At 66.6% G+C, this 20566-nt stretch carries 20 protein-coding genes; 10 read left to right on the forward strand and 10 right to left on the reverse strand.

The window, feature by feature from the left end:
- Nucleotides 1–136: 136 nt before the first annotated feature.
- Nucleotides 137–442, forward strand: coding sequence for a hypothetical protein (locus FHR73_RS01235; RefSeq protein WP_183628924.1), 306 nt, complete (start codon nt 137–139; stop codon nt 440–442).
- A 3-nt stretch (nt 443–445) separates the two neighbouring features.
- On the opposite strand, the gene greB is transcribed toward FHR73_RS01235, so the two are convergent.
- Genes greB through FHR73_RS01250 form a run of 3 tightly spaced genes read right to left on the reverse strand, consistent with a single transcriptional unit; the run spans nt 446 to nt 4134 of the window.
- Nucleotides 446–949 carry a transcription elongation factor GreB gene (gene greB / locus FHR73_RS01240; RefSeq protein WP_183628926.1) on the reverse strand — a complete coding sequence of 168 codons (504 nt, stop codon included), beginning with the start codon at nt 947–949 and terminating at the stop codon, nt 446–448.
- A 3-nt stretch (nt 950–952) separates the two neighbouring features.
- Complete coding sequence (locus FHR73_RS01245) at nt 953–3463, reverse strand: ABC transporter permease (protein ID WP_183628928.1); 2511 nt, start codon at nt 3461–3463, stop codon at nt 953–955.
- Nucleotides 3460–4134: an ABC transporter ATP-binding protein gene (locus tag FHR73_RS01250; protein WP_183628930.1), complete on the reverse strand. Its 675-nt coding sequence runs from the start codon at nt 4132–4134 to the stop codon at nt 3460–3462. Before FHR73_RS01250 ends, FHR73_RS01245 begins: the two co-directional genes overlap by 4 nt.
- Nucleotides 4135–4282: 148 nt before the next feature.
- On the opposite strand from FHR73_RS01250, the gene FHR73_RS01255 reads away from it, so the two are divergent.
- The 3 genes from FHR73_RS01255 (at nt 4283) to FHR73_RS01265 (ending at nt 6269) form a co-directional block, all read left to right on the forward strand.
- Nucleotides 4283–4837 carry an arylesterase gene (locus FHR73_RS01255; RefSeq protein ID WP_183630165.1) on the forward strand — a complete coding sequence of 185 codons (555 nt, stop codon included), beginning with the start codon at nt 4283–4285 and terminating at the stop codon, nt 4835–4837.
- 98 nt (nt 4838–4935) lie between these two features.
- Complete coding sequence (locus FHR73_RS01260; RefSeq protein ID WP_183628932.1) at nt 4936–5217, forward strand: hypothetical protein; 282 nt, start codon at nt 4936–4938, stop codon at nt 5215–5217.
- 74 nt (nt 5218–5291) lie between these two features.
- The gene (locus FHR73_RS01265; RefSeq protein WP_183628934.1) at nt 5292–6269 is read left to right on the forward strand and encodes a L,D-transpeptidase family protein; all 978 of its coding nucleotides are present in this window, start codon (nt 5292–5294) and stop codon (nt 6267–6269) included.
- 122 nt (nt 6270–6391) lie between these two features.
- Here the strand turns inward: FHR73_RS01265 and FHR73_RS01270 are convergent, their stop codons facing one another.
- Complete coding sequence (locus FHR73_RS01270) at nt 6392–6643, reverse strand: Lpp/OprI family alanine-zipper lipoprotein (RefSeq protein WP_007160560.1); 252 nt, start codon at nt 6641–6643, stop codon at nt 6392–6394.
- 443 nt (nt 6644–7086) lie between these two features.
- On the opposite strand from FHR73_RS01270, the gene FHR73_RS01275 reads away from it, so the two are divergent.
- The gene (locus FHR73_RS01275) at nt 7087–7368 is read left to right on the forward strand and encodes a GNAT family N-acetyltransferase (protein ID WP_058790539.1); all 282 of its coding nucleotides are present in this window, start codon (nt 7087–7089) and stop codon (nt 7366–7368) included.
- A 58-nt stretch (nt 7369–7426) separates the two neighbouring features.
- Here the strand turns inward: FHR73_RS01275 and FHR73_RS01280 are convergent, their stop codons facing one another.
- A complete protein-coding gene (locus FHR73_RS01280) occupies nt 7427–8506 on the reverse strand; it encodes a 3-deoxy-7-phosphoheptulonate synthase (protein ID WP_183628936.1) in 1080 nt (359 codons plus the stop codon).
- 165 nt (nt 8507–8671) lie between these two features.
- Between FHR73_RS01280 and FHR73_RS01285 the strand changes: the two genes are divergently transcribed.
- The 3 genes from FHR73_RS01285 (at nt 8672) to cysB (ending at nt 10676) form a co-directional block, all read left to right on the forward strand.
- Nucleotides 8672–8998, forward strand: coding sequence for a co-chaperone YbbN (locus FHR73_RS01285; RefSeq protein WP_183628938.1), 327 nt, complete (start codon nt 8672–8674; stop codon nt 8996–8998).
- A 108-nt stretch (nt 8999–9106) separates the two neighbouring features.
- Nucleotides 9107–9589 (forward strand): universal stress protein, encoded by a 483-nt coding sequence (locus FHR73_RS01290; RefSeq protein ID WP_183628940.1) that lies wholly within the window; start codon nt 9107–9109, stop codon nt 9587–9589.
- A gap of 112 nt (nt 9590–9701) precedes the next feature.
- Nucleotides 9702–10676: an HTH-type transcriptional regulator CysB gene (gene cysB / locus FHR73_RS01295; RefSeq protein WP_183628949.1), complete on the forward strand. Its 975-nt coding sequence runs from the start codon at nt 9702–9704 to the stop codon at nt 10674–10676.
- Between the two features lie 134 nt (nt 10677–10810).
- Here cysB and FHR73_RS01300 read toward each other — a convergent pair whose 3' ends face one another.
- Complete coding sequence (locus FHR73_RS01300) at nt 10811–11734, reverse strand: LysR family transcriptional regulator (RefSeq protein WP_183628951.1); 924 nt, start codon at nt 11732–11734, stop codon at nt 10811–10813.
- A 102-nt stretch (nt 11735–11836) separates the two neighbouring features.
- Here FHR73_RS01300 and araD1 point away from each other — a divergent pair, with 102 nt between their 5' ends.
- Complete coding sequence (gene araD1 / locus FHR73_RS01305) at nt 11837–12832, forward strand: AraD1 family protein (RefSeq protein ID WP_183628953.1); 996 nt, start codon at nt 11837–11839, stop codon at nt 12830–12832.
- A gap of 152 nt (nt 12833–12984) precedes the next feature.
- The gene (locus FHR73_RS01310; protein ID WP_183628955.1) at nt 12985–14562 is read left to right on the forward strand and encodes an aldehyde dehydrogenase (NADP(+)); all 1578 of its coding nucleotides are present in this window, start codon (nt 12985–12987) and stop codon (nt 14560–14562) included.
- Nucleotides 14563–14802: 240 nt separating this feature from the next.
- Here the strand turns inward: FHR73_RS01310 and FHR73_RS01315 are convergent, their stop codons facing one another.
- The 4 genes from FHR73_RS01315 to araG all read right to left on the reverse strand — a co-directional run bounded on the left by FHR73_RS01315 (nt 14803) and on the right by araG (nt 20447).
- On the reverse strand, nt 14803–15951 hold the full coding sequence (locus FHR73_RS01315) for an aldose epimerase family protein (RefSeq protein WP_183628957.1): 1149 nt from the start codon (nt 15949–15951) through the stop codon (nt 14803–14805).
- Between the two features lie 138 nt (nt 15952–16089).
- Complete coding sequence (locus tag FHR73_RS01320) at nt 16090–17829, reverse strand: IlvD/Edd family dehydratase (RefSeq protein WP_183628959.1); 1740 nt, start codon at nt 17827–17829, stop codon at nt 16090–16092.
- Between the two features lie 82 nt (nt 17830–17911).
- On the reverse strand, nt 17912–18880 hold the full coding sequence (gene araH, locus FHR73_RS01325) for an L-arabinose ABC transporter permease AraH (protein ID WP_166655940.1): 969 nt from the start codon (nt 18878–18880) through the stop codon (nt 17912–17914).
- A 40-nt stretch (nt 18881–18920) separates the two neighbouring features.
- A complete protein-coding gene (araG, locus tag FHR73_RS01330; RefSeq protein ID WP_183628961.1) occupies nt 18921–20447 on the reverse strand; it encodes an L-arabinose ABC transporter ATP-binding protein AraG in 1527 nt (508 codons plus the stop codon).
- Between the last annotated feature and the right edge of the window lie 119 nt (nt 20448–20566).

A 20566-nucleotide genomic window follows, 5' to 3' on the forward strand; every position in this document is an offset into this window, starting at 1 on the left:
GGTCGGGCCCTCCCTAGGATGATCCTGCGCCGATTTAAACAGCAACTTGCGGGGCGCTTACAAATACCGCTAAAGCGCTGGACGGAACAGGCCTCGTACTACCGCCCAGCTGGATCCACGAGGCGGAATTTCGTCCATGCTACCGCTCCCGCTACGCCTGACTCCCCTAACCCAGGGCAAGCTCGCCTGTCATCCCGCCATCCTGCTCGGCGGTCCCGATCAGCCCACCCTGCTGCGTTATCTCGAAGGCTGGCCCAGGCGCTGGCCGCACAGCCGTACCCTGCAGATCCGCTTCGCCGACCGGGCCGAGCAGCTGCGCGGCTTCGGCGACGACAGCTTCGACTTCGCCGTGGTGCAATCGCCCGGCCAGGCCGGTCTCGAATCCCTGGTGCGGGAATTGACCCGGGTGGCGCGGCAAGGCGTGATCACCCGCCGCCGCTAGTCGTCACTCTTCGGGATAGGCGATCTCGACGATGTACCAGCGCTGTTCGCCAGCCGGCGTCTGCAGGCGGACTTCCGCGTCCAGCGCCTTGCCGACCAGCGCTCGCGCCAGAGGCGAGTCGATGCTGATGAGGTTCTGCCGGAGGTCCAGTTCGTCCGGACCGACGATGCGATAGCGCTTCTCGGCGCCCTCGTCGTCTTCCAGGGTGACCCAGGCGCCAAAATAGACCTTGCCCGGATCGGCCGGCCGCTCGCGGATCACCTTGAGATTCTCCAGTCGCTTGCGCAGGAAACGCACCCGGCTGTCGATCTCGCGCAGCATCTTCTTGCCGTAGATGTACTCGGCGTTTTCCGAGCGATCCCCCAGCGCGGCCGCCTCGCTCACCGCCTGGGTGACCTGGGGCCGGCGCACGTTCCACAGTTCGTGCAGTTCGGCGCGCAACCGGGCCTCGCCAGCGGCGGTGATCAGGGGCGTGCCGGCGGTGCGCGGCGGACGGTAGCGACTCATGGATCAGCTTTCTCTCAGGATCAGTAACGGACTGGCGGTGAGGGCCCGCCGCGTGCCCAGCAGGCCCGCCGTGCCGACCAGCAGGGCGCCCAGCACCGGCAGCAGCAGCAGCCAGGGATGCGGTTGCCAGTCCAGGTCGAAGGCCAGCCGGTAGAGCAGGGCGCTGACGATCTCGCAACCGAGCGCCGCGAGCAAGCCACTGGCGCCGCCGAGCAGGATGAATTCGGTGCGCCGCGCCCGTTGCAGCAACTCGCGCCGGGCACCCAGGGCACGCAGCAGGGCGCCCTGGCGGATGCGCTCGTCGAGGGTCGCCTGCAGGCCGGCCAGCAGCACGGCGATGCCGGCGGCCAGCACGAACAGCAGCACGAACTCCACCGCCACACTGACCTGGCGCAGGATGCTGCGCAGCTGGTCGAGCAGGGCATCGATGGGCAGCAGGGTCACCGCCGGGAATTGCCGGGCCAGGGCCAGTAATTCGCGGTCGTGTCCAGGCGGCAGGTAGAAGCTGCCCAGGTAGGTGAAGGGCACGTCCTGCAGGGCGCCCGGGGCGAAGATCACGAAGAAGTTCGGCTGGAAGTTGTCCCAGCTGACCTGCCGCAGGCTGGTGACTCGCGCCTCGATCTGGCGATCGCCGATGACGAAGCCCAGGGTGTCGCCCAGGCCGACGCCGAGGCTGCGCGCCAGCTCGCTTTCCAGGGAGACGCCGGGCAGCTCGCCGGCGGGCAGCGCATCCCACCACTGACCGGCTTCCAGGCGGTTGCCGTCCGGCAATCCAGCCGACCAGGTCAGGTTGAGATCACGCCGGGTGGCACGGCCACCGCGGGAGTCGTCTTCCAGGCCTTCCTGGGCCGGATGTCCCTTCACGCTGACCAGCCGCCCCTGCACGATGGGGTAGAGCGGACTGGCGTGGGGCGAGAGAGCGCCCACCGCCGTGGCGAAGGCCTGGCGCTCGTCCGGCAGGACATTGAGGGCGAAGTGGTTGGGCGCCTCGGCCGGCAATTGCGCCTGCCAGCGTTCCAGCAACTCGCCCCGCAGCAGCACCACCAGACTCATGGCCAGCAGGATCAGGCCGAAGGCCAGGGTCTGGCCTACCGCTGCCAGGGGATGCCGGAGCAGTTGACCCAGCCCCAGCCGCCAGGCCAGGGGCGCACCCTGCATGCCCCGGCGCAGGCCGCGCAGGGCCAGGTAGAGCAGGCTGCCGAACAGCAGCCCGGCGACCAGGCCGCCCACCAGCAGCGCCAGGGTCAGGCGCAGGTCCAGCGACAGTCGCCACATGATCAGCCCCAGCGCGAGCAGGGCGCAGGCGTAGACCAGCCAGGTGCGCAGGGGCACCGGCTGCAGGTCGCTGCGCAACACCCGCAGCGGCGGGACCCGCCCCAGGGCGGCCAGCGGCGGCAGGGCGAAGCCGACCAGGGCGACCAGGCCGGTGCCCATGCCGGCCAGCGCCGGACCGATTCCGGCGGCCGGCAGGCGCGCCGGCAAGAGACCGTGCAGCAGCTCGAACAGCACCAGCTGCGCCAGCCAGCCGAGCAGGGCGCCGAGCAGACTCGCCGCCAGCCCCAGCAGCCCCAGTTGCAGGCCATAGAGCACCAGGGCATCACGCCGAGTCAGGCCCAGGCAGCGCAACAGGGCGCTGGCATCGAAGCGCCGCGCGGCGAAGCGGTTGGCCGACAGCGCCACCGCCACGCCGGCCAGCACCACCGCCACCAGGCTGGCCAGCCCCAGGTAGCGCTGGGCGCGCTCCAGGGCATTGCCCAGCTGGCGATTGCCATCGCCCGGCCCTTCGAAGCGCTGGTTGGCGGCCAGGGTCGGGGTGAGGGCCTGGCGATAGGCGGCCAGCGCCTGGGGTTCGCCGCGCCAGAGTTCGCGATAGCGCACCCGGCTGCCGGGCTGGATGACCCCGGTGGCGGCCACGTCGTCGAGATTGATCAGCACCCGCGGCGTCAGGCTGTAGAAGTCACCCGCCCGATCCGGTTCGTAGGTGAGCACCCGGGTGATGGTGAGGGCCTTGCGGCCGATGTCCAGGCGATCACCCACCTTGGCATCCAGCGCCAGCAGCAGGCGCGGCTCGACCCAGGCCTCCCCGGGTGCCGGAGCGCCGCCCGGTTGCTCGGGACCGTCCGGTACCGCGGCGCTGCGCACCTCGCCGCGCAGGGGAAAATTGGCCTGGACCGCCTTGACGCTGGCCAGCTGCAGGGCCTCGGCACCCGCGGCCATGGTGCTGAAATTGAGCGAGCGGCTGTGTTCGAGGCCCCGCTGCAGGCCGGCGTCCACCTGTTCCGGGCGGGGCGGTTCGCTGCCCAGCAGCACCAGGTCGGCGGCGAGAAATTCGCTGGCGCGATTTTCCATGCCCGCGCCCAGGCGGGCGGTGAAGTAGCCAATGGCGACGCTGGCGGCGACCGCCACCACCAGCGCCAGGCAGAGCATGCGGATCTCGCCGGCGCGGAGTTCTCTCAGACTCTGGCGCCAGGCCAGGCCGAACAATCGGGCGAAGGGCAGGCCGGTGCGCCTCATGCCGCGACCTGCCGACCGCCTTCCAGGCGCAATTGGCGGGCGCAGCGCGCGGCCAGGCGCTCGTCATGGGTCACCAGCACCAGCGTCGTGCCCCGCTCGCGATTGAGTTCGAACAGCAGATCACTGATATGGGCGCCGGTGCGGCTGTCGAGATTGCCGGTGGGTTCGTCGGCGAAGAGGATGCTGGGGCGCGGCGCGAAGGCGCGCGCCAGGGCCACCCGCTGCTGCTCGCCACCGGAGAGCTGGCGCGGATAGTGACGCAGCCGTTCGCCCAGGCCGACCCGTTCCAGCAGGGCCACCGCCTGTTCCCGGGCCTGGCGCACGCCCTCAAGTTCCAGCGGCAGCATGACGTTTTCCAGCGCCGTGAGGCTGTCCAGCAGCTGGAAGGACTGGAAGACGAAGCCCACCCGTTCCGCGCGCAGGCGGGCGCGGGCGTCTTCATCGAGGGTGTCCAGGCGCTGACCGGCGAGATGGACCTCGCCGCCGCTGGGCAGGTCGAGACCGGCCAGCAGGCCGAGCAGGGTGGACTTGCCGGAACCCGAGCTGCCGACGATGGCCAAACTGTCGCCGGCGTGCAATTGCAGATCCAGCGCCTGGAGGATCGGCAGCGCGCCTTCCGCGCCCGTGACGACCTTGCTAAGGTCGCGTGCCAGCAGTATGACTTCGCTCATGAGGTTTCCGATGCCGTATTCGAAGGGCCCGCACGCGGGCGGCTGTGGCGAGTTAGAGTCAAAAAGCCGGACGAAGTCCAGTGCGCCTTTGCGCCAAGGCATTGCCTGGCTGCTGGCCGTGCTCTGTCTGACCCTGACGCCGCTGGCCATGGCGCGCACCCTGCTGGTGGTGGGCGACAGTATCAGTGCCGGCTACGGCCTCGCCGAAGGCCAGGGCTGGGTGCGCCTGCTGGAGCGGCGCCTGCAGGCGCAGCGGCTCGACTATCAGGTGGTGAATGCCTCCATCAGCGGCGACACCACCGCTGGCGGCCTGGCGCGACTGCCGCGGTTGCTGGCTGATCATCAACCGGCGGTGGTGGCCATCGAACTGGGTGGCAACGACGGTCTGCGTGGCCAGCCGCTGGCCCAGTTCGAGCGCAACCTCACCGCCCTGGTGGAACAGGCCAAGGCCAGGGGCGCGCGCGTCCTGCTGCTGGGCATGCGCCTGCCGCCCAACTACGGACCGCGCTATACCGACGGCTTCGCCCAGGTCTATACCGACGTGGCCAAGGCCCAGCAGGTGGCCCTGGTGCCCTTCCTGCTCGAAGGGGTAGGCGGCGATCCGGCCTATATGCAGGCGGACGGCATCCACCCCCAGGCCAATGCCCAGCAACGCCTGCTGGACAACGCCTGGCCCCAGTTGCAGCCGCTGCTGCGCGACTGAACGTCGGACTTTTCCCCGGCGGGGCTTTCCGCTAAGGTTGCGCGCCCCGCCGGTCCGGCCAATCTACCGCCCGGCGGATCCGCCCCTGGAGTATCCCGATGTCCCGCCTTTCCCGGTCCATGCACGGCTATCAGCTGATCCAGCCCGATGCCCAGCTCGACCTGTTCGCCTGCCGCGAGGGTCGGGTCCATATCGTCGCCCGGCAGCTGGAGCTGGGCTCGCCGACCGACCGGACCCTGTGCGGCACCCTGCTGCCGGCACGGCCCCGGATGCATGCGCTGAATCGCCGGGCACTGGGCCTCAAGACCCTCTGCCCGGCCTGCATGCAGCGGCTGCAGGGCGCCAAACGGGGTTTGCCCAATCCGTTACAGGTCTTTTGAGGCCCTGCCGGACGCCGATCGAGGCGTGTACAATTCGCGCCGTCACCTTTTTGCTTCTTGCAAGGATTCATCCCATGCCCGCGCGCGTTTCGACCCTGGTCGGTTCCCTCTCGCTGTTTGGTCTGTTGAGCGCGGGTACGGCGCAGGCACTGGAGTTGCCCCTGCCGCCACCCGGTGAAGACGTGGTCGGCGAGGTTCAGGTCATCAAGGCCGCCTACGAAGACACCTTTGCCGATCTCGGCCAGAAGTACGATCTGGGCTACACCGAGATGGTGGCCGCCAACCCGGGCGTCGATGCCTGGTTGCCGGGCGCCGGCACCGAGATCGTGCTGCCCACGCGCTTCATCCTGCCGCCCGGCCCGCGCGAAGGCATCGTCATCAACATCGCCGAATACCGCATGTACTACTACCCCAAGGGTGGTCACACGGTGTTCACCTACCCGCTGGGCATCGGCCGCGAAGGCTGGGGTTCGCCCATCGGCGTGACCAAGGTGGTGGACAAGATCAAGGATCCGTCCTGGTATCCGCCGGAGTCGGTGCGTGCCGAGCACGCCGCCGAAGGCGATCCGCTGCCCAAGGTGGTGCCGCCCGGTCCGGACAATCCCCTCGGCCCCTACAAGATCCGCCTGACCCTGCCGGGCTATCTCATCCACGGTTCGGACAAGAAGTTCGGCATCGGCATGCAGGTCAGCCATGGCTGCTTCCGCATGTACAACTTCAATGTCACCGAACTGGTCGGCATGCTGCCGGTAGGGACCCCGGTGCGCATCCTCGACGAGCCCTACAAGTTCGGCGTGAGCCAGGGCAAGCTCTACCTGGAGGCGCACCAGCCGGTCAGCGTGAAGGGCGATCCGACCGACATCGATCGTCAGGCCGCGGTGGTCAATGCGCTGATCAAGCGTGACGACCTGCTGCAGGCCAACAGCGCGGTGAACTGGAACACGGTGCGTGACGTGGTCCAGGGCCAGGACGGCCTGCCGGTGGAGATCGCCGACCTGCCCGCCGGGATGGTTACCGGCACGGTGGCCAAGGCGCCCGCCAAAGCCCTGTGATCGCGACCGGCCGAGCGCGCTCGGCCGGCCAGACAAACAAAAAGCCCGCCATCTGAGATGGCGGGCTTTTTGTTTGCTCCGGGAAAGGCGACTGTTGCCACTCGCCTTTCCAGCCGAGGCGCTTACTTGCGGCTGGCTTTTTCCAGCATACGCAGGGCGCGCTCGTTGGCTTCGTCAGCGGTCTGCTGAGCTTTCTGAGCGGCGGCCAGGGCCTCGTCAGCGTGACGGTAGGCTTCGTCAGCACGAGCCTGAGCGCGGGCAGCGGCGTCTTCGGTAGCGGTCAGGCGAGCTTCGCTTTCCTTGTTAGCGGTGCTGCAACCAGTGGCCAGAGCAGCGGCCAGAGCCAGGGCGGCGAATTTCAGAGCGTTGTTCATCGTAAACCCCTTGAGGTAGACATCCTGTTTTAAGATCAATTTCCCAGGTGGAAAATTGCGGCTACATACTACTCATTACCGGTCGTAAGTAAACTGAGCGAACCCGTTGAAGAGGGATTTTTTACGGAAATTCCTCTCTGCTCCCCGTGTTCGTCCCCGAATGCCTGCACCCGGCACCAGCAACTGCTTGGATGGCTGAAAGCCACGAACGTTTCAAAACGTTAGAGGATGACCGGAAGTTGTCAAGGTCAAAGCCGCGCCTGCTCCCGCGCGGGCGGCCCTGATATAGTGTGATTTCTCGGTGCGACGGCTGGTCAGAACCTGCTTGTTCCGGAGGGGTCTGACGCGCTGTGGCTCAGTCCCGCACAGGAAGGGTGCGTTCTCGTCTTCGGGTATCATCGATAACAATGGATAAGGCGGAGCCAAACCGCCAAGGAGTAGTCATGAACGAATCCCTGCACGTGGAACACGATGAGGCCAATCATCAATTCCACCTTTCTGTCGACGGTCAACGCGCCTATCTCGCCTACATGGATCTGGGCAAGCAGACGATGGATTTCTATCGCACCTTCGTCCCCGACGCCCTGCGTGGGCGCGGCCTGGCGGCACGGCTGACCGAGCACGCCTTGAACTACGCCGAGAGCCGCGGCTACAGCGTCATTCCCTCCTGTTCCTATGTGGAGCACTACCTGGAGCGTCGTGGCCAGGTGACGCCGCTGGCCTGAACGGCCGCACCATGAAAAACGCCGGGCTGAGCCCGGCGTTTTCGTATCCGCTGCTGGATCAGCTGCGCGCGCGGCGCGGCAGCACGGCCTTGAGCTTGCGGTGCATGTCGAGAATGCTCTTCTCGGTCATGGCCCAGTCGATGCAGGCGTCGGTCACCGAGACGCCGTACTCCAGCTGCGACAGATCCGCCGGAATCGGCTGGCTGCCGAAGCCCAGGTGGCTTTCCACCATCAGGCCGACGATGGAGTTGTTGCCTTCGACGATCTGGTTGGCGACGTTGTCCATCACCAGCGGCTGCAGGGCGGCATCCTTGTTGGAGTTGGCGTGGCTGCAGTCGACCATGATGTTCGGCTTGACCTTGGCCTTGACCAGCGCCTGCTCGCAGAGGGTGACGCTGACCGAGTCGTAGTTGGGCTTGCCGTTGCCGCCGCGCAGGACTACGTGACCATAGGCATTGCCCTTGGTCATCACCACCGATACCTGGCCGCGCTGGTCGATACCCAGGAAGCGGTGCGGACTGGAGACCGACTGCAGGGCATTGATGGCGACGGTCAGGCTGCCATCGGTGCCGTTCTTGAAGCCGACCGCGGAGGAGAGGCCCGACGCCATTTCCCGGTGGGTCTGGGATTCGGTGGTACGGGCACCGATCGCCGACCAGCTGATCAGGTCCTGCAGGTACTGGGGGGAGATGGGGTCCAGTGCCTCGGTGGCGGTGGGCAGGCCCATTTCCGCCAGGTCCAGCAGCAGCTGGCGACCGATGTGCAGGCCGTCCTGGATCTTGAAGGAATCGTCCAGGTAGGGATCGTTGATCAGGCCCTTCCAGCCAACGGTGGTGCGGGGCTTCTCGAAATAGACGCGCATGACCAGATAGAGGCTGTCGCTGACCTGGGCGGCCAGCACCTTGAGGCGCTCGGCGTATTCGTGAGCGGCCTTGATGTCATGGATCGAGCAGGGGCCGATCACCACGAACAGGCGGTGGTCCTTGCCGTCGAGGATATCGCGGATGACCTGGCGGCCCTGGGCGACGGTGTCGGCGGCGAGATCGCTGAGCGGGATCTCCTGCTTGAGCTGCTCGGGCGTGATGAGCGGCTCGTTGGCTTCGATGTTGAGGTCGTTAAGGCGGGGCTGTGCGGCCATGGTGCTACTCGTCGGTCACGGCGCTGCGACAGGTCGGGGCCCGTGCAGGCAAAATACGGTGGAGAGGGTGGGGCACCTTAACGCGTGTCCCGCCCGCTCACAATGGCCATGACGCTATCCGCCCGCCCGAGGGCGCGCTTTGGCGATGATCGAGACGAGGACGCGATGGAATTGGACGATGGGACGGCGGATGCCGTCCTGCTGGCGGCGCCAGGCCGCTCGCTGCTGATCTTCACCAGTGTCGGCTGCGCCACCTGCCGGCTGGCGCGCCAGGTGCTGCCTGCGGCGAGGCTGCCGGTCGAGCGGCTGTACTGGGTGGATGCCGAGCGCAGCGGCGGTCTGGTGCAGCGCTATGGCGTCTTTCATCTGCCGGCGCTGTTCTTGGTCAGGGACGGTGAACTGCTCGGCCCGGTGCAGGCGCCGCTACGCGAATCGGCGCTGGCGGCGGCGATCCTGGCCACCGATGCCCGCGAGCCCGAGGAGCTGCCCTGAAAGGGCTCTAACGCGCGGTTCGCAGCGCAATTGTTTTTCTCCTGCTACGCTGGAAAGGGCTATCCCGCGTTGCACCGGTCAGGTCGGCTGATCTGGCCAGGAGGAATCGTGATCCGCTCTCTGCTCTATGCCACGGACCTGGGCCTGTGTTCGTCCTATGTCTTTCAGCACGCCTTGAATCTCGCCCGTATCCATCAGGCCCAGCTGTACGTCGTCCATGTGGTGGAGCCGCTCGGCCTGCTGGCGTCTACCCTGTTGCAGCAGCATCTGGACGGTGAGTCCCTGGGCCGCCTGCGCAATGGCGGTCTGGATCTGGTGCTGGAGACCATCGAGCAGCAGGTGTTTGAATCCCTGCGCGAGGACCTGCTGGAAACCCCGGCGACCGTGGGCTTGGTGCGTGCCGTGCGGGTGGTGCAGGGCGATCCGCCGGCGGCCATCCTCAAGCAGGCCCAGGAATTCGCCGCGGATCTGCTGGTGATCGGCAGTCGCAGCCAGGGCGACGCCCAGGTGACGCCCCTGGGGCGTACCGCCAGTCGTCTGCTACAGACCGCGCGCATCCCGGTGTACCTGGTGCCGCTGCGGCAGGGCTGATCCGTAAGCGTCAGCCTTACTCCTCCGCGACTTAATTCGATTTCGGTCTAGAAAAAGCTTAAGGGCTGCATTACTGTTATATGCTTGCGCACGGGGTCAGCGAGGAGCCGGCATGAAGCTGCAACAGTTGAGATATATCTGGGAAGTCGCCCACCACGATCTGAACGTATCCGCCACGGCCCAGAGTCTCTATACCTCGCAGCCCGGCATCAGCAAGCAGATCCGCCTGCTCGAGGACGAGCTGGGCGTCGAGGTCTTTGCCCGCAGCGGCAAGCACCTGACCCGGGTGACGCCAGCTGGCGAACGCATCATCCAGACCGCCGGCGAGATCCTGCGCAAGTGCGAGAGCATCAAGCAGATCGCCCAGGAGTTCTCCAACGAGCGCAAGGGCACCCTGTCCATCGCCACCACTCACACCCAGGCGCGCTATGCGCTGCCGGACGTGATCAGCGAATTCATCAAGCAGTATCCGGACGTGGCCCTGCACATGCACCAGGGCTCGCCGACCCAGATCGCCGAGATGGCCGCCGATGGCACCGTCGACTTCGCCATCGCCACCGAGGGTCTGGAGCGCTTCAACGACCTGGTGATGATGCCCTGCTATCGTTGGAACCGCTGCGTCATCGTGCCCCAGGGCCACCCCCTGGCCAAGGTGGAGCACCTGACCCTGGAGCATCTGGCGGAACAGCCACTGGTGACCTACGTGTTCGGTTTCACCGGCCGCTCCAAGCTCGACGAGGCGTTTGCCCGCCAGGGCCTGGCGCCCAACGTGGTGCTGACCGCGGCGGACGCCGACGTCATCAAGACCTATGTCCGCCTCGGCCTGGGCGTGGGCATCGTCGCCGACATGGCGGTGGATCACAAAGCCGATGCCGATCTGGTCTGCCTGGACGCCAGCCACCTCTTCGAGGCCAGCGTGACCAAGATCGGTCTGCGCCGCGGCACCTTCCTGCGCGGCTTCATGTGCGATTTCATCGGCCGCTTCGCGCCGCACCTGACCCGCGATGTCCTCACCGAGGCCATGCAGACGCCTTCCCGGCAGGAGCTGGAGACCCTGTTCCACGGGGTGACGCTGCCGACGTATTGAGGCAGCCCGGTTATCTCGGCCGCTCCTGCTGGCTGCCGTAGGTTGGGTTGAGCGTAGCGAAGCCCAACGGCGCTTGCCTCGGCGCCGGCTCTGTTAGGCTTCGACGCCGGAGCCGTCTCAGCCCAACCTACGAGCTACCCCGCCAACCGCCACTGCTCCAGCAGCAGCTGCGCGGCTGCCGACAAGCCCGCGCCCTGGCGGACCAGGATCGAATAGGGCTCGTTGCGGGTGCGCTGGACCACCGGCAGGCGGCGCAGCAAGCCGTGTCTTTCGCCGAACTGGGCGATGTCGCTGGGCAGCATGGCCACCTGGTTGGCGTCTTCCTGCAGCAGGCCGAGCAGGGTGAAGGTTGAGGAGGTTTCCACCGGATAGCGGGGAAACTCCAGTTCCGCCGCGCGAAATTCCCGCTCCAGGGTCAGGCGCATGGGCAGGTTGGCCGGATAGACGATCCAGCGACTGTCGACCAGCTCGGCCAGGCCCAGCGTCTCGGACTCCGCCAGTGGATGGCGGGGATGGCAGACGATCTCCAGTCGCTCTTCGCGCACCTCCAGGCAGTCATAGGCATCCGGCCGGCGGCTGACGCTGCTGCGGCAGATGGCCACTTCGATGCGGCCGGCGTCGAGCAGGTCGAGCAGGCGCACGCTGGTGTCCTCGATGATCTCGATCCCCAGCTGGGGTTGCGCCGCACCCAGGCGTGACACCGCGGCGATCAGGCGCGGCACGGCGCCCATGATCACCCCCACCGCCAGCCGGCCCCCTTCACCCTGGAGAATGCCGAGCATCTCTTCGCGCAGATGGGCGAGGTCGCTCTCGATCAGCCGCGCATAGCGGATCACGCAACGGCCCAGGTCATTGGGCTGCAGGCCCTGGTGGGTGCGCAGGAAGAGGGTGGCGCCCAGGGTGCTCTCGATCTCGTGCAGGGCCTTGGTGGCGCCGGGCTGGGAGATGGCGATGCGCTCGGCGGCCTTGTGCAGCGAGCCTTCCTCGTCGAGGGCGATCAGCAGGCGCAGTTGCCGCAGGCGCAGACGGGAGGCGATGGAGCCCAGGGATGGCAGCATGGGAATAACCGTTGGTTATCACGGGATAGGGAGCTCTCATTAGGCAGGCCCCGTAGCGCCGAGTAAAGTCTTCCTCAGGCGATAACCAACAAGGAGAATGCCATGCACCTGATTCAGTTCGAAGACCAACAGGGCCAGCACCGCGTCGGCGTGGTCGAGCGCGGCGAAGTCCAGCAGGTCCGGGGCGCGACAAGCACCCGGACCCTGGCGCTACAGGCCATCCGCGCCGGCGTTTCGCTGGAATCTCAGGTGCAGACCCTGGGCCTGGAGCCCGGCCCGGCCTATGCCGAGCTGCTCGATGCCGGCCGCCTGTTGCCGCCGTTGGACCACGAGGACCCCGCGCACTGCCTGGTCACCGGGACCGGTCTGACCCACCTGGGCAGCGCCGCCACCCGCGACAAGATGCACCAGCAGAACAGCCAGGAGGAGGCCAAGCTGACCGACTCCATGCGCATGTTCAAATGGGGCGTGGAGGGCGGTCGGCCCGCAGCGGGTAGCGCCGGTGCCCAGCCGGAATGGTTCTACAAAGGCGACGGCGGCATTCTGGTGCGTCCCGGTGCCGACATCCCGCTGCCGGAATTCGCCGAGGACGCCGGTGAAGAGCCCGAACTGACCGGTCTCTATGTGATCGGCGACGACGGCAAGCCCTATCGCCTGGGTTACGCAGTGGGCAACGAATTCTCCGACCACGTGATGGAACGCAAGAACTATCTCTACCTGGCCCATTCCAAACTACGCTACTGCAGCTTCGGTCCGGCGCTGCGCACCGGTGAACTGCCGCGCCATCTGGCGGGCACCAGCCGGATCCGTCGTGGCGAGCAGGTGGTCTGGGAAAAGGAATTCCTCTCGGGCGAGGACAACATGTGCCACAGCCTGGAGAACCTCGAGTACCACCACTTCAAGTACGCGCAGTTCCTGCGGCCGGGCGACGTCCATGTGCATTTCTTCGGCACGGCGACGCTGTCCTTCGCCGATGGCGTGCGTGTCGAGCCGGGTGACAGATTCGAGATCGCGGTGCCGGAATTCGGCGAGCCGCTGAGCAATGGCGTCAAGGCCGGCACGGCCGCCTTCCAGCCCGGGCAGGTCCGCCAGCTCTGATAGTTGTATGATGACTGCTGACTATGCGAATGCTAGAGTGGGTTTCGCACAGGCTGGCCCGGCCGCTCGGACACCGAGCGTGCCACCCTTTCGAAGACCTCCCCGCAGCGGGTGGTCTTCCCTGAACCCCTAGGTATAAGGAGTCGAGAACAATGCAGATCCAAGGCAAGAACTACATCGGTGGCGCTCGCAGCGGCGAGGGCGAGGTGCGGGTCTACAGCATCGATGCCACAACTGGCGAAAAGCTGCCCTACGAATTCTTCCAGGCGTCCACGGCCGAGGTCGATGCCGCCGCCCGCGCCGCCGAGCAGGCCGCGCCCCTGTACCGCAAGCTGAGCGCCGAAAAGCGCGCGACCTTCCTCGACGCCATCGCCGACGAACTGGATGCGCTGGGGGACGACTTCGTCCAGTTGGTCTGCCAGGAAACCGCGCTGCCGGCTGGCCGCATCCAGGGCGAGCGCGGCCGTACCAGCGGCCAGATGCGCCTGTTCGCCAAGGTGCTGCGCCGCGGTGACTTCCACGGTGCGCGCATCGACACCGCGCTGCCCGAGCGCAAGCCACTGCCGCGTCCTGACCTGCGCCAGTACCGCATTGGCCTGGGTCCGGTGGCCGTGTTCGGCGCCAGCAACTTCCCGCTGGCCTTCTCCACCGCCGGTGGCGATACCGCCGCGGCCCTGGCCGCCGGTTGCCCGGTGGTGTTCAAGGCCCACAGCGGCCATATGGTCACCGCCGAATACGTGGCCGACGCCATCCTGCGCGCCGCCAAGAAGACCGGCATGCCCAAGGGCGTGTTCAACATGATCTATGGCGGTGGCGTCGGTGAGCAGCTGGTCAAGCACCCGGCCATCCAGGCAGTGGGCTTCACTGGCTCGCTGCGCGGCGGTCGCGCCCTGTGCGACATGGCCGCGGCCCGTCCGCAGCCGATCCCGGTGTTCGCCGAGATGTCCAGCATCAACCCGGTGGTGGTCCTGCCCGAGGCGCTTAAGGCCCGTGGTGACGCCATCAGCGGCGAACTCGCGGCTTCCGTGGTCCTGGGTTGCGGTCAGTTCTGCACCAACCCGGGGCTGGTCATCGGCGTGCGTTCGCCCGAGTTCAGCAGCTTCCTCGAGCGCCTGGCCGGTGCCATGAACGAGCAGGCGCCCCAGACCATGCTCAATCCGGGCACCCTGAAGAGCTACGAGAAGGGCGTCGCGGCGCTGCTGGCCCATTCCGGCGTGCAGCACCTGGCCGGTGCCAGCCAGGAAGGCAACCAGGCGCGTCCGCAGCTGTTCAAGGCTGACGTGAGCCTGCTGCTGGAAAACGACGAATTGCTGCAGGAAGAAGTCTTCGGTCCCACCACCGTGGTGGTCGAGGTGGCTGACGAAGCCCAGCTGCACCAGGCGCTGCAAGGCCTGCACGGCCAGCTGACCGCCACCCTGCTGGCCGAGCCGGCCGATCTGCAACGCTTCGAGGCCATCATCGGCCTGCTGGAGCAGAAAGCCGGGCGCCTGTTGCTCAACGGCTATCCCACCGGCGTGGAAGTCTGTGACGCCATGGTCCACGGCGGTCCCTATCCGGCGACCTCCGATGCCCGCGGCACCTCGGTCGGCACCCTGGCCATCGACCGCTTCCTGCGCCCGGTGTGCTACCAGAATTACCCGGACGCCTTCCTCCCGGAAGCCCTGCAGAACGCCAATCCGCTGGGTATCCAGCGTCTGGTGAACGGCGAGAACACCAAGGCTGCGATCTGATCGTAGTGCTTTGAGGTGGTGAGAGACCCGGCGTCGCGAGACGCCGGGTTTTTTATTGGGCGGTGGGAGGGTGAGTGGCAGGACGGTGGAAAAGGCTGCGCCGTTTTCCACGCTACGGAGCACGGGATCGAGAGGCGCTCCGTTCCTGTCCCCTATCTCTCCGGGAGAGGGTTGGGGTGAGGGGATCACCAAAGCAAAGGCCGCTCCTGGGAGCGGCCTTTGCCTGAATCGGAGAAAGCCCTACTTGCCGGCGAACTTGAAGATCGTCGTCTGGGTGTAGGTCTGGCCGGGATCCAGGCGGGTGGTGGGGAAGTTCGGCTGGTTGGGTGCATCCGGGTAGTGCTGGGTTTCCAGGGTGAAGGCACCCCAGTGGCCGTAGGTCTTGCCGGCCTTGCCCTTGATGTTTCCTTCCAGGAAGTTGCCGGTATAGAACTGCACGCCCGGCTCGGTGGTGTAGAGGGTCAGGGTGCGGCCGGAACTCGGATCGGTCACCACGGCGGCGGCCTTCTGCAGATCGCCAGCGGTATTGAGTACCCAGTTGAAGTCATAGCCACCCTGCTTGGGTTCGGCGTACTTCAGTTGCTGGTTGTCGTCGGCGATGTGCTTGCCGATGGCGGTGGGCTTGCGGAAGTCCAGGGGCGTGCCGGCCACGGGCGGCAATTCGCCGGTGGGGATCAGCTTGGCGGTCACCGGGGTGTACTTGTCGGCATTGAGCATCGCCACCTGCTTGAGCACGGTGCCACTGCCGGCGCCCGCCAGGTTGAAGTAGCTGTGGTTGGTCAGGTTGAGCACCGTCGGCTTGTCGGTGGTGGCGCGGTACTTCAGGGTCAGCTGGTTGTGCTCGTCCAGCTGGTAGGTCACCTGGGTGGTCAGGGTGCCGGGAAAGCCCATCTCGCCATCGGGCGAGACATAGCTCAGGGTCACGCCGACCCAGCCGTCGCCCTTGGCCGGCTCGGCCTTCCACACCTTGGTGTTGAAGCCCTGGGGGCCGCCGTGCAGGGCGTTGGTCTTGTCGTTCTGGGGGATCTGGTAGCTCTTGCCGTCGAGGCTGAAACGACCGTCGGCGATGCGGTTGCCGAAGCGGCCGATGGTGGCGCCAAAGAATACCGTGGGGTTGTCGAGATAGCCCTGGACGTCATCGAAGCCCAGTACCACGTCTTCGCTGTGGCCCTTGCGGTCGGGCACCTTGAGCGCCTGCAGCACGCCGCCGTAGGTGATGACGGTGGCCTGCATGCCGTGGCTGTTGGTCAGGACGAACTTCTCGATGGGAGTGCCATCGGGCAGCTTGCCAAAGCTCGACTGCTGGCTGCTGAGGCCGGCCGCATGGGCGGTAAGGGTGCTGATCATGAGTGACAGTCCAAGTCCGGTGAGGGCTAACGTGCGTTTCATCTCGACCACCTTTTCGGTTTGTTGTTGTACAGGGAACAGCGGAGGTTGCGGGTTGTTGGGCTTCGCTACGCTCAACCCAACCTGCAGAGCCTCGTAGGTTGGGTTGAGCGCAGCGAAGCCCAACGGTGGAGCGTCCAATCAATGCGAGTGGCGGGGCACCTCGGCGCCGCGGCAGCCGACCAGGAAGTCGAAGTCGCAGCCTTCGTCCGCCTGCAGCACGTGGTTGACGTAGAGGCGGCGATAACCGCCAGCCAGCAGCTGATCGGCCGGCGGTTGCCAGTCGGCCAGGCGCGCGGCCAGTTCCTCGTCGGGGATATCCAGATGCAGGCGACCGGAAGCGCAGTCCAGTTCGATCATGTCGCCTTCGCGGACCACCGCCAGCGGGCCGCCGGCCGAGGCCTCGGGTGCCACGTGCAGCACCACGGTGCCGTAGGCGGTGCCGCTCATGCGGGCGTCGGAGATGCGCACCATGTCGGTGATGCCCTTGGCCAGCAGCTTGGCCGGCAGGCCCATGTTGCCCACCTCGGCCATGCCCGGATAACCCTTGGGTCCGCAGTTCTTCAGCACCATCACGCAGGTCTCGTCGATGTCCAGGTCCGGATCGACGATGCGTGCCTTGTAGTCTTCCAGGTTCTCGAACACCACCGCGCGACCACGATGCTGCATGAGCGCCGGCGTCGCGGCCGAGGGCTTGAGCACCGCGCCCTTGGGCGCCAGATTGCCGCGCAATACGCAGATGCCACCGTCGGCGCGCAGCGGGTTGTCCAGGGCGCGGATGACCTCGTCGTCGCCGTAGATGGGCGCCTCGGCGCAGTTGGCCCAGAGGCTCTTGCCGTTGGCGGTCAGGGCCTCGGGATGGGGCAGCAGGTTGGCTTCGCCCATGCGGCGGATCACCGCCGGCAGGCCGCCGGCATAGTAGAACTCTTCCATCAGGAAGCGCCCGGAGGGCTGCAGGTCGACGATGGTGGGGGTGCCGCGGCCGACCCGGGTCCAGTCGTCCAGCTCCAGGTCCACGCCGATGCGCCCGGCGATGGCCTTGAGGTGGATCACCGCGTTGGTGGAACCGCCGATGGCGGCGTTGACGCGGATGGCGTTCTCGAAGGCTTCCTTGGTGAGGATCTTCGACAGCCGCAGGTCTTCTTCCACCATCTCGACGATGCGCATGCCGGACAGGTGCGCCAGCACGTAGCGACGCGAATCCACCGCCGGAATGGCGGCGTTGTGCGGCAGCGAGGTGCCCAGGGCTTCGGCCATGCAGGCCATGGTGGAGGCGGTACCCATGGTGTTGCAGGTACCGGCCGAACGCGACATCCCGGCTTCGGCGGAGAGGAATTCGTTGAGGTCGATGGCGCCTGCCTTGTAGGCCTCGTGCATCTGCCAGACGATGGTGCCGGCGCCGATGTCGCGGCCGTGGTGCTTGCCGTTGAGCATGGGGCCGCCGGTGACGACGATGGCCGGCACGTCGCAGCTGGCGGCGCCCATCAGCAGCGCCGGCGTGGTCTTGTCACAGCCGGTGAGCAGCACCACGGCGTCGACCGGGTTGCCGCGGATGGCTTCTTCGACGTCCATGCTGGCCAGGTTGCGGGTCAGCATGGCGGTGGGTCTGAGGTTGGATTCGCCGTTGGAGAACACCGGGAATTCCACCGGGAAGCCGCCGGCTTCGTAGATGCCGCGCTTGACGTGTTCGGCGATCTTGCGGAAGTGGGCGTTGCACGGGGTCAGCTCGGACCAGGTGTTGCAGATGCCGATGACGGGCTTGCCCTGGAATTCGTGGTCCGGGATGCCCTGGTTCTTCATCCAGCTCCGGTACATGAAGCCGTTCTTGTCGTTGCTGCCAAACCACTGGGCGGAGCGGAGCGGGCGTTTGGGCGTGGTCATTGTTTTGTCCTCGGGCATTTCACGGGCAAAGCGGTCCCCGGCACGGCGCCCGTGGCGCCGCGGGGGAGGGCAGAGTCTGGGTTTAGCGCTGCTTGAAGCGGTCGATGACCACGGCCAGCAGCAGGATGGTTCCGCGGATGACGTACTGGTAGAAGGTGTCGATGTTCTTCAGGTTCATGGCGTTCTCGATGATCGCCAGGATCAGCACGCCGGCGATCACGTGGCGGATCATGCCGATGCCGCCGGCCAGGGAGACGCCGCCCAGCACGCAGGCGGAGATCACCGTGAGTTCGAAGCCCTGGCCGATCATCGGCTGGCCGGAGGTCATGCGCGAGGCCAGCACCACGCCGGCCAGGGCGCCGATCACCCCGTGCATGGCGAAGATGATGATCTTGGTGCGATCGACGTGGACGCCGGCCAGCAGTGCCGCTTCCTCGTTGCCACCGATGGCCATGGTATTGCGGCCGAAGGTGGTGTAGTTGAGCAGCCAGCCAAAGAACAGGATGCACAGCAGGGTGATGACGATGGGCACCGGCAGGCCGAACAGCTGGCCGTTGCCGAACACGAAGAACTGCTCCTGGGACACGCCCACGGCCTTGCCGTCGGAGAAGATGTAGCCCAGGCCGCGCACGATCTGCATCGTCGCGAGCGTGGTGATCAGGGCGTTGATCTTCAGCTTGGCGATCACCAGGCCGTTGATCAGGCCGACCACCAGGCCCATGGCCAGGGCGGCGGCGACGCCGAGAAAGACGCTGTCGAACTCGCGCATCACCACCGCGGCGACCACCCCGGCACAGGCGATGACCGAACCCACCGAGAGGTCGAAGTGGCCGGAGGCCAGGCAGAACAGCATGGTGCAGGCGGCGATGCCCACGGTGGAGATCGCCAGGCCCAGGCCGCGCATGTTCAGCGGCGAGAGGAAGTTCTGCACGAACAGCGCGCAGAGGGTGAAGATGACGACGGCGGCCAGCATCATGGCCCAGTCGTCGAGGAAGCGACGCATGTCGAAGCCGCGGCGCGGCGGGGTCAGGCTGTGGGGTTGGGCGGACATGGATAGGACCTCTTTATTGTTTTCAGGCCGCTGAGGCCGTTCAGGCGCGGGTACGGGGCAGGGCGAGCTGCAGCAGGCGCTCGTCGTTGAAGTCGGCGCGGGCCACCTCGCCGGTGATGGCGCCTTCGCTCATCACCAGGATGCGATCGGCCACGCCCATGACTTCCATCAGGTCGCTGGACACCACCACCACGGCGATGCCGCGGGCGGCGAGGTCATGGATGATGGCGTAGATCTCCGACTTGGCGCCCACGTCGATGCCGCGGGTGGGTTCGTCGAGCAAGAGCACCTGCATGGGCATCGACAGCCAGCGACCGAGGATGGCCTTCTGCTGGTTGCCGCCGGAGAGATTCTTGATCTTCTGCCCGGCGTGGGGCGTCTTCACGTTCAGCGCGCGAATCTGCTTTTCGGCGTTGGCCTTTTCCCAGCGGCCCTGGATCAGGCAGCCGAGGCTGGCGTGATGGGCGCGGGCGCTGATGTTGATGTTCTCGGCCACGCTGGCCAGGGGCACGATGCCTTCCTTCTTGCGATCTTCCGGGCAGAGCAGGATGCCGGCGGCGATGGCGTCACGCGGCGACCTGAGGCTGACCGGGGCGCCCTTGAGACTCAGGCTGCCGGCCTTGTGCCTTTCCAGACCCGCCAGCAGCCGCAGCAGCTCGGTGCGACCGGCGCCGACCAGGCCGAACAGGCCGAGGATTTCGCCCTGGCAGACCTCGAAACCCACCGGCTGGTGCAGGCCCTGGCCGAGCAGACCCTCCACCTTGAGGCAGCCGCCGCCGATCGCGCGCGGGCGGTAGTCGTAGATGTCGGCGAGATCGCGGCCGACCATCAGGGTGATCAGCTGGTCGGGGGTGATGTCGGCCAGGCGCTCGATGGTGCGCACGTGGCGGCCGTCCTTGAACACCGTCACCGCGTCGCAGATGCGGAAGACTTCTTCCATGCGGTGGGAGACATAGAGCACCACCCGGCCTTCGTCGCGCAGCCGGGCGATGATGGTCATCAGCCGGTCGGTCTCGCGGGCGGACAGCGAGCTGGTCGGCTCGTCGAAGGCGATGACGCGGGCGCCCCGGGAGAGCGCCTTGGCGATCTCTACCAGCTGGCGCTGCCCGAGCGACAGGCGCCCGACCTTGGTGTTGGGGTCGATCTCTTCGGCCAGGCCCTTGAGCAGGTCCAGGGCCTGGCGGCGCAGGTGGCCGCGATTGACGATGCCGTAGCGCGCCGGCAGGTGGCCGAGAAAGAGATTCTCGGCGACGGTCATCTCCGGCACCAGCTGCAGTTCCTGCTGGATCACCGCGACGCCGGCGCGGATGGCTTCGGCGGTGCTCTTGAACACCAGTTCCTGGCCATCGATGTTGAGGTGGCCGGTGGTGGGGGCGTGGTAGCCGCTGAGGATCTTCAGCAGGGTCGACTTGCCGGCGCCGTTCTCGCCCATGAGGGCGTGCACCGAGCCGGGACGCACGTTGAAGGAGATGTCGGCGAGCGCCTTGACGCCGGGAAAGGTCTTGCCGATGCCGACGAAACCGAGGCTGTCGGCGCTCTGGGCGGTGGTTTGTTCCAAGGCTGCCATGAAGCACTCCTGTCACAACCTTTTTACGATCTGCTGCGCGTCGGCCAAACTGTGTTGAAAAGCCTTCCGGAGTGCTCATTTACTAATCGCAAACTGCGCTTCCTAAAGTCTTTTCGCCT

The organism is Pseudomonas sp. AS2.8 (assembly GCF_014190935.1).
Classification (GTDB): domain Bacteria; phylum Pseudomonadota; class Gammaproteobacteria; order Pseudomonadales; family Pseudomonadaceae; genus Chryseomonas.

Coding starts and splice junctions, on each gene's coding strand:
- FHR73_RS01235 (WP_183628924.1), top strand. CDS start 137: ATGCTACCGCTCCCGCTACGCCTGACTCCCCTAACCCAGGGCAAGCTC.
- greB (WP_183628926.1), bottom strand. CDS start 949: ATGAGTCGCTACCGTCCGCCGCGCACCGCCGGCACGCCCCTGATCACC.
- FHR73_RS01245 (WP_183628928.1), bottom strand. CDS start 3,463: ATGAGGCGCACCGGCCTGCCCTTCGCCCGATTGTTCGGCCTGGCCTGG.
- FHR73_RS01250 (WP_183628930.1), bottom strand. CDS start 4,134: ATGAGCGAAGTCATACTGCTGGCACGCGACCTTAGCAAGGTCGTCACG.
- FHR73_RS01255 (WP_183630165.1), top strand. CDS start 4,283: ATGGCGCGCACCCTGCTGGTGGTGGGCGACAGTATCAGTGCCGGCTAC.
- FHR73_RS01260 (WP_183628932.1), top strand. CDS start 4,936: ATGTCCCGCCTTTCCCGGTCCATGCACGGCTATCAGCTGATCCAGCCC.
- FHR73_RS01265 (WP_183628934.1), top strand. CDS start 5,292: ATGCCCGCGCGCGTTTCGACCCTGGTCGGTTCCCTCTCGCTGTTTGGT.
- FHR73_RS01270 (WP_007160560.1), bottom strand. CDS start 6,643: ATGAACAACGCTCTGAAATTCGCCGCCCTGGCTCTGGCCGCTGCTCTG.
- FHR73_RS01275 (WP_058790539.1), top strand. CDS start 7,087: ATGAACGAATCCCTGCACGTGGAACACGATGAGGCCAATCATCAATTC.
- FHR73_RS01280 (WP_183628936.1), bottom strand. CDS start 8,506: ATGGCCGCACAGCCCCGCCTTAACGACCTCAACATCGAAGCCAACGAG.
- FHR73_RS01285 (WP_183628938.1), top strand. CDS start 8,672: ATGGAATTGGACGATGGGACGGCGGATGCCGTCCTGCTGGCGGCGCCA.
- cysB (WP_183628949.1), top strand. CDS start 9,702: ATGAAGCTGCAACAGTTGAGATATATCTGGGAAGTCGCCCACCACGAT.
- FHR73_RS01300 (WP_183628951.1), bottom strand. CDS start 11,734: ATGCTGCCATCCCTGGGCTCCATCGCCTCCCGTCTGCGCCTGCGGCAA.
- araD1 (WP_183628953.1), top strand. CDS start 11,837: ATGCACCTGATTCAGTTCGAAGACCAACAGGGCCAGCACCGCGTCGGC.
- FHR73_RS01310 (WP_183628955.1), top strand. CDS start 12,985: ATGCAGATCCAAGGCAAGAACTACATCGGTGGCGCTCGCAGCGGCGAG.
- FHR73_RS01315 (WP_183628957.1), bottom strand. CDS start 15,951: ATGAAACGCACGTTAGCCCTCACCGGACTTGGACTGTCACTCATGATC.
- FHR73_RS01320 (WP_183628959.1), bottom strand. CDS start 17,829: ATGACCACGCCCAAACGCCCGCTCCGCTCCGCCCAGTGGTTTGGCAGC.
- araH (WP_166655940.1), bottom strand. CDS start 18,880: ATGTCCGCCCAACCCCACAGCCTGACCCCGCCGCGCCGCGGCTTCGAC.
- araG (WP_183628961.1), bottom strand. CDS start 20,447: ATGGCAGCCTTGGAACAAACCACCGCCCAGAGCGCCGACAGCCTCGGT.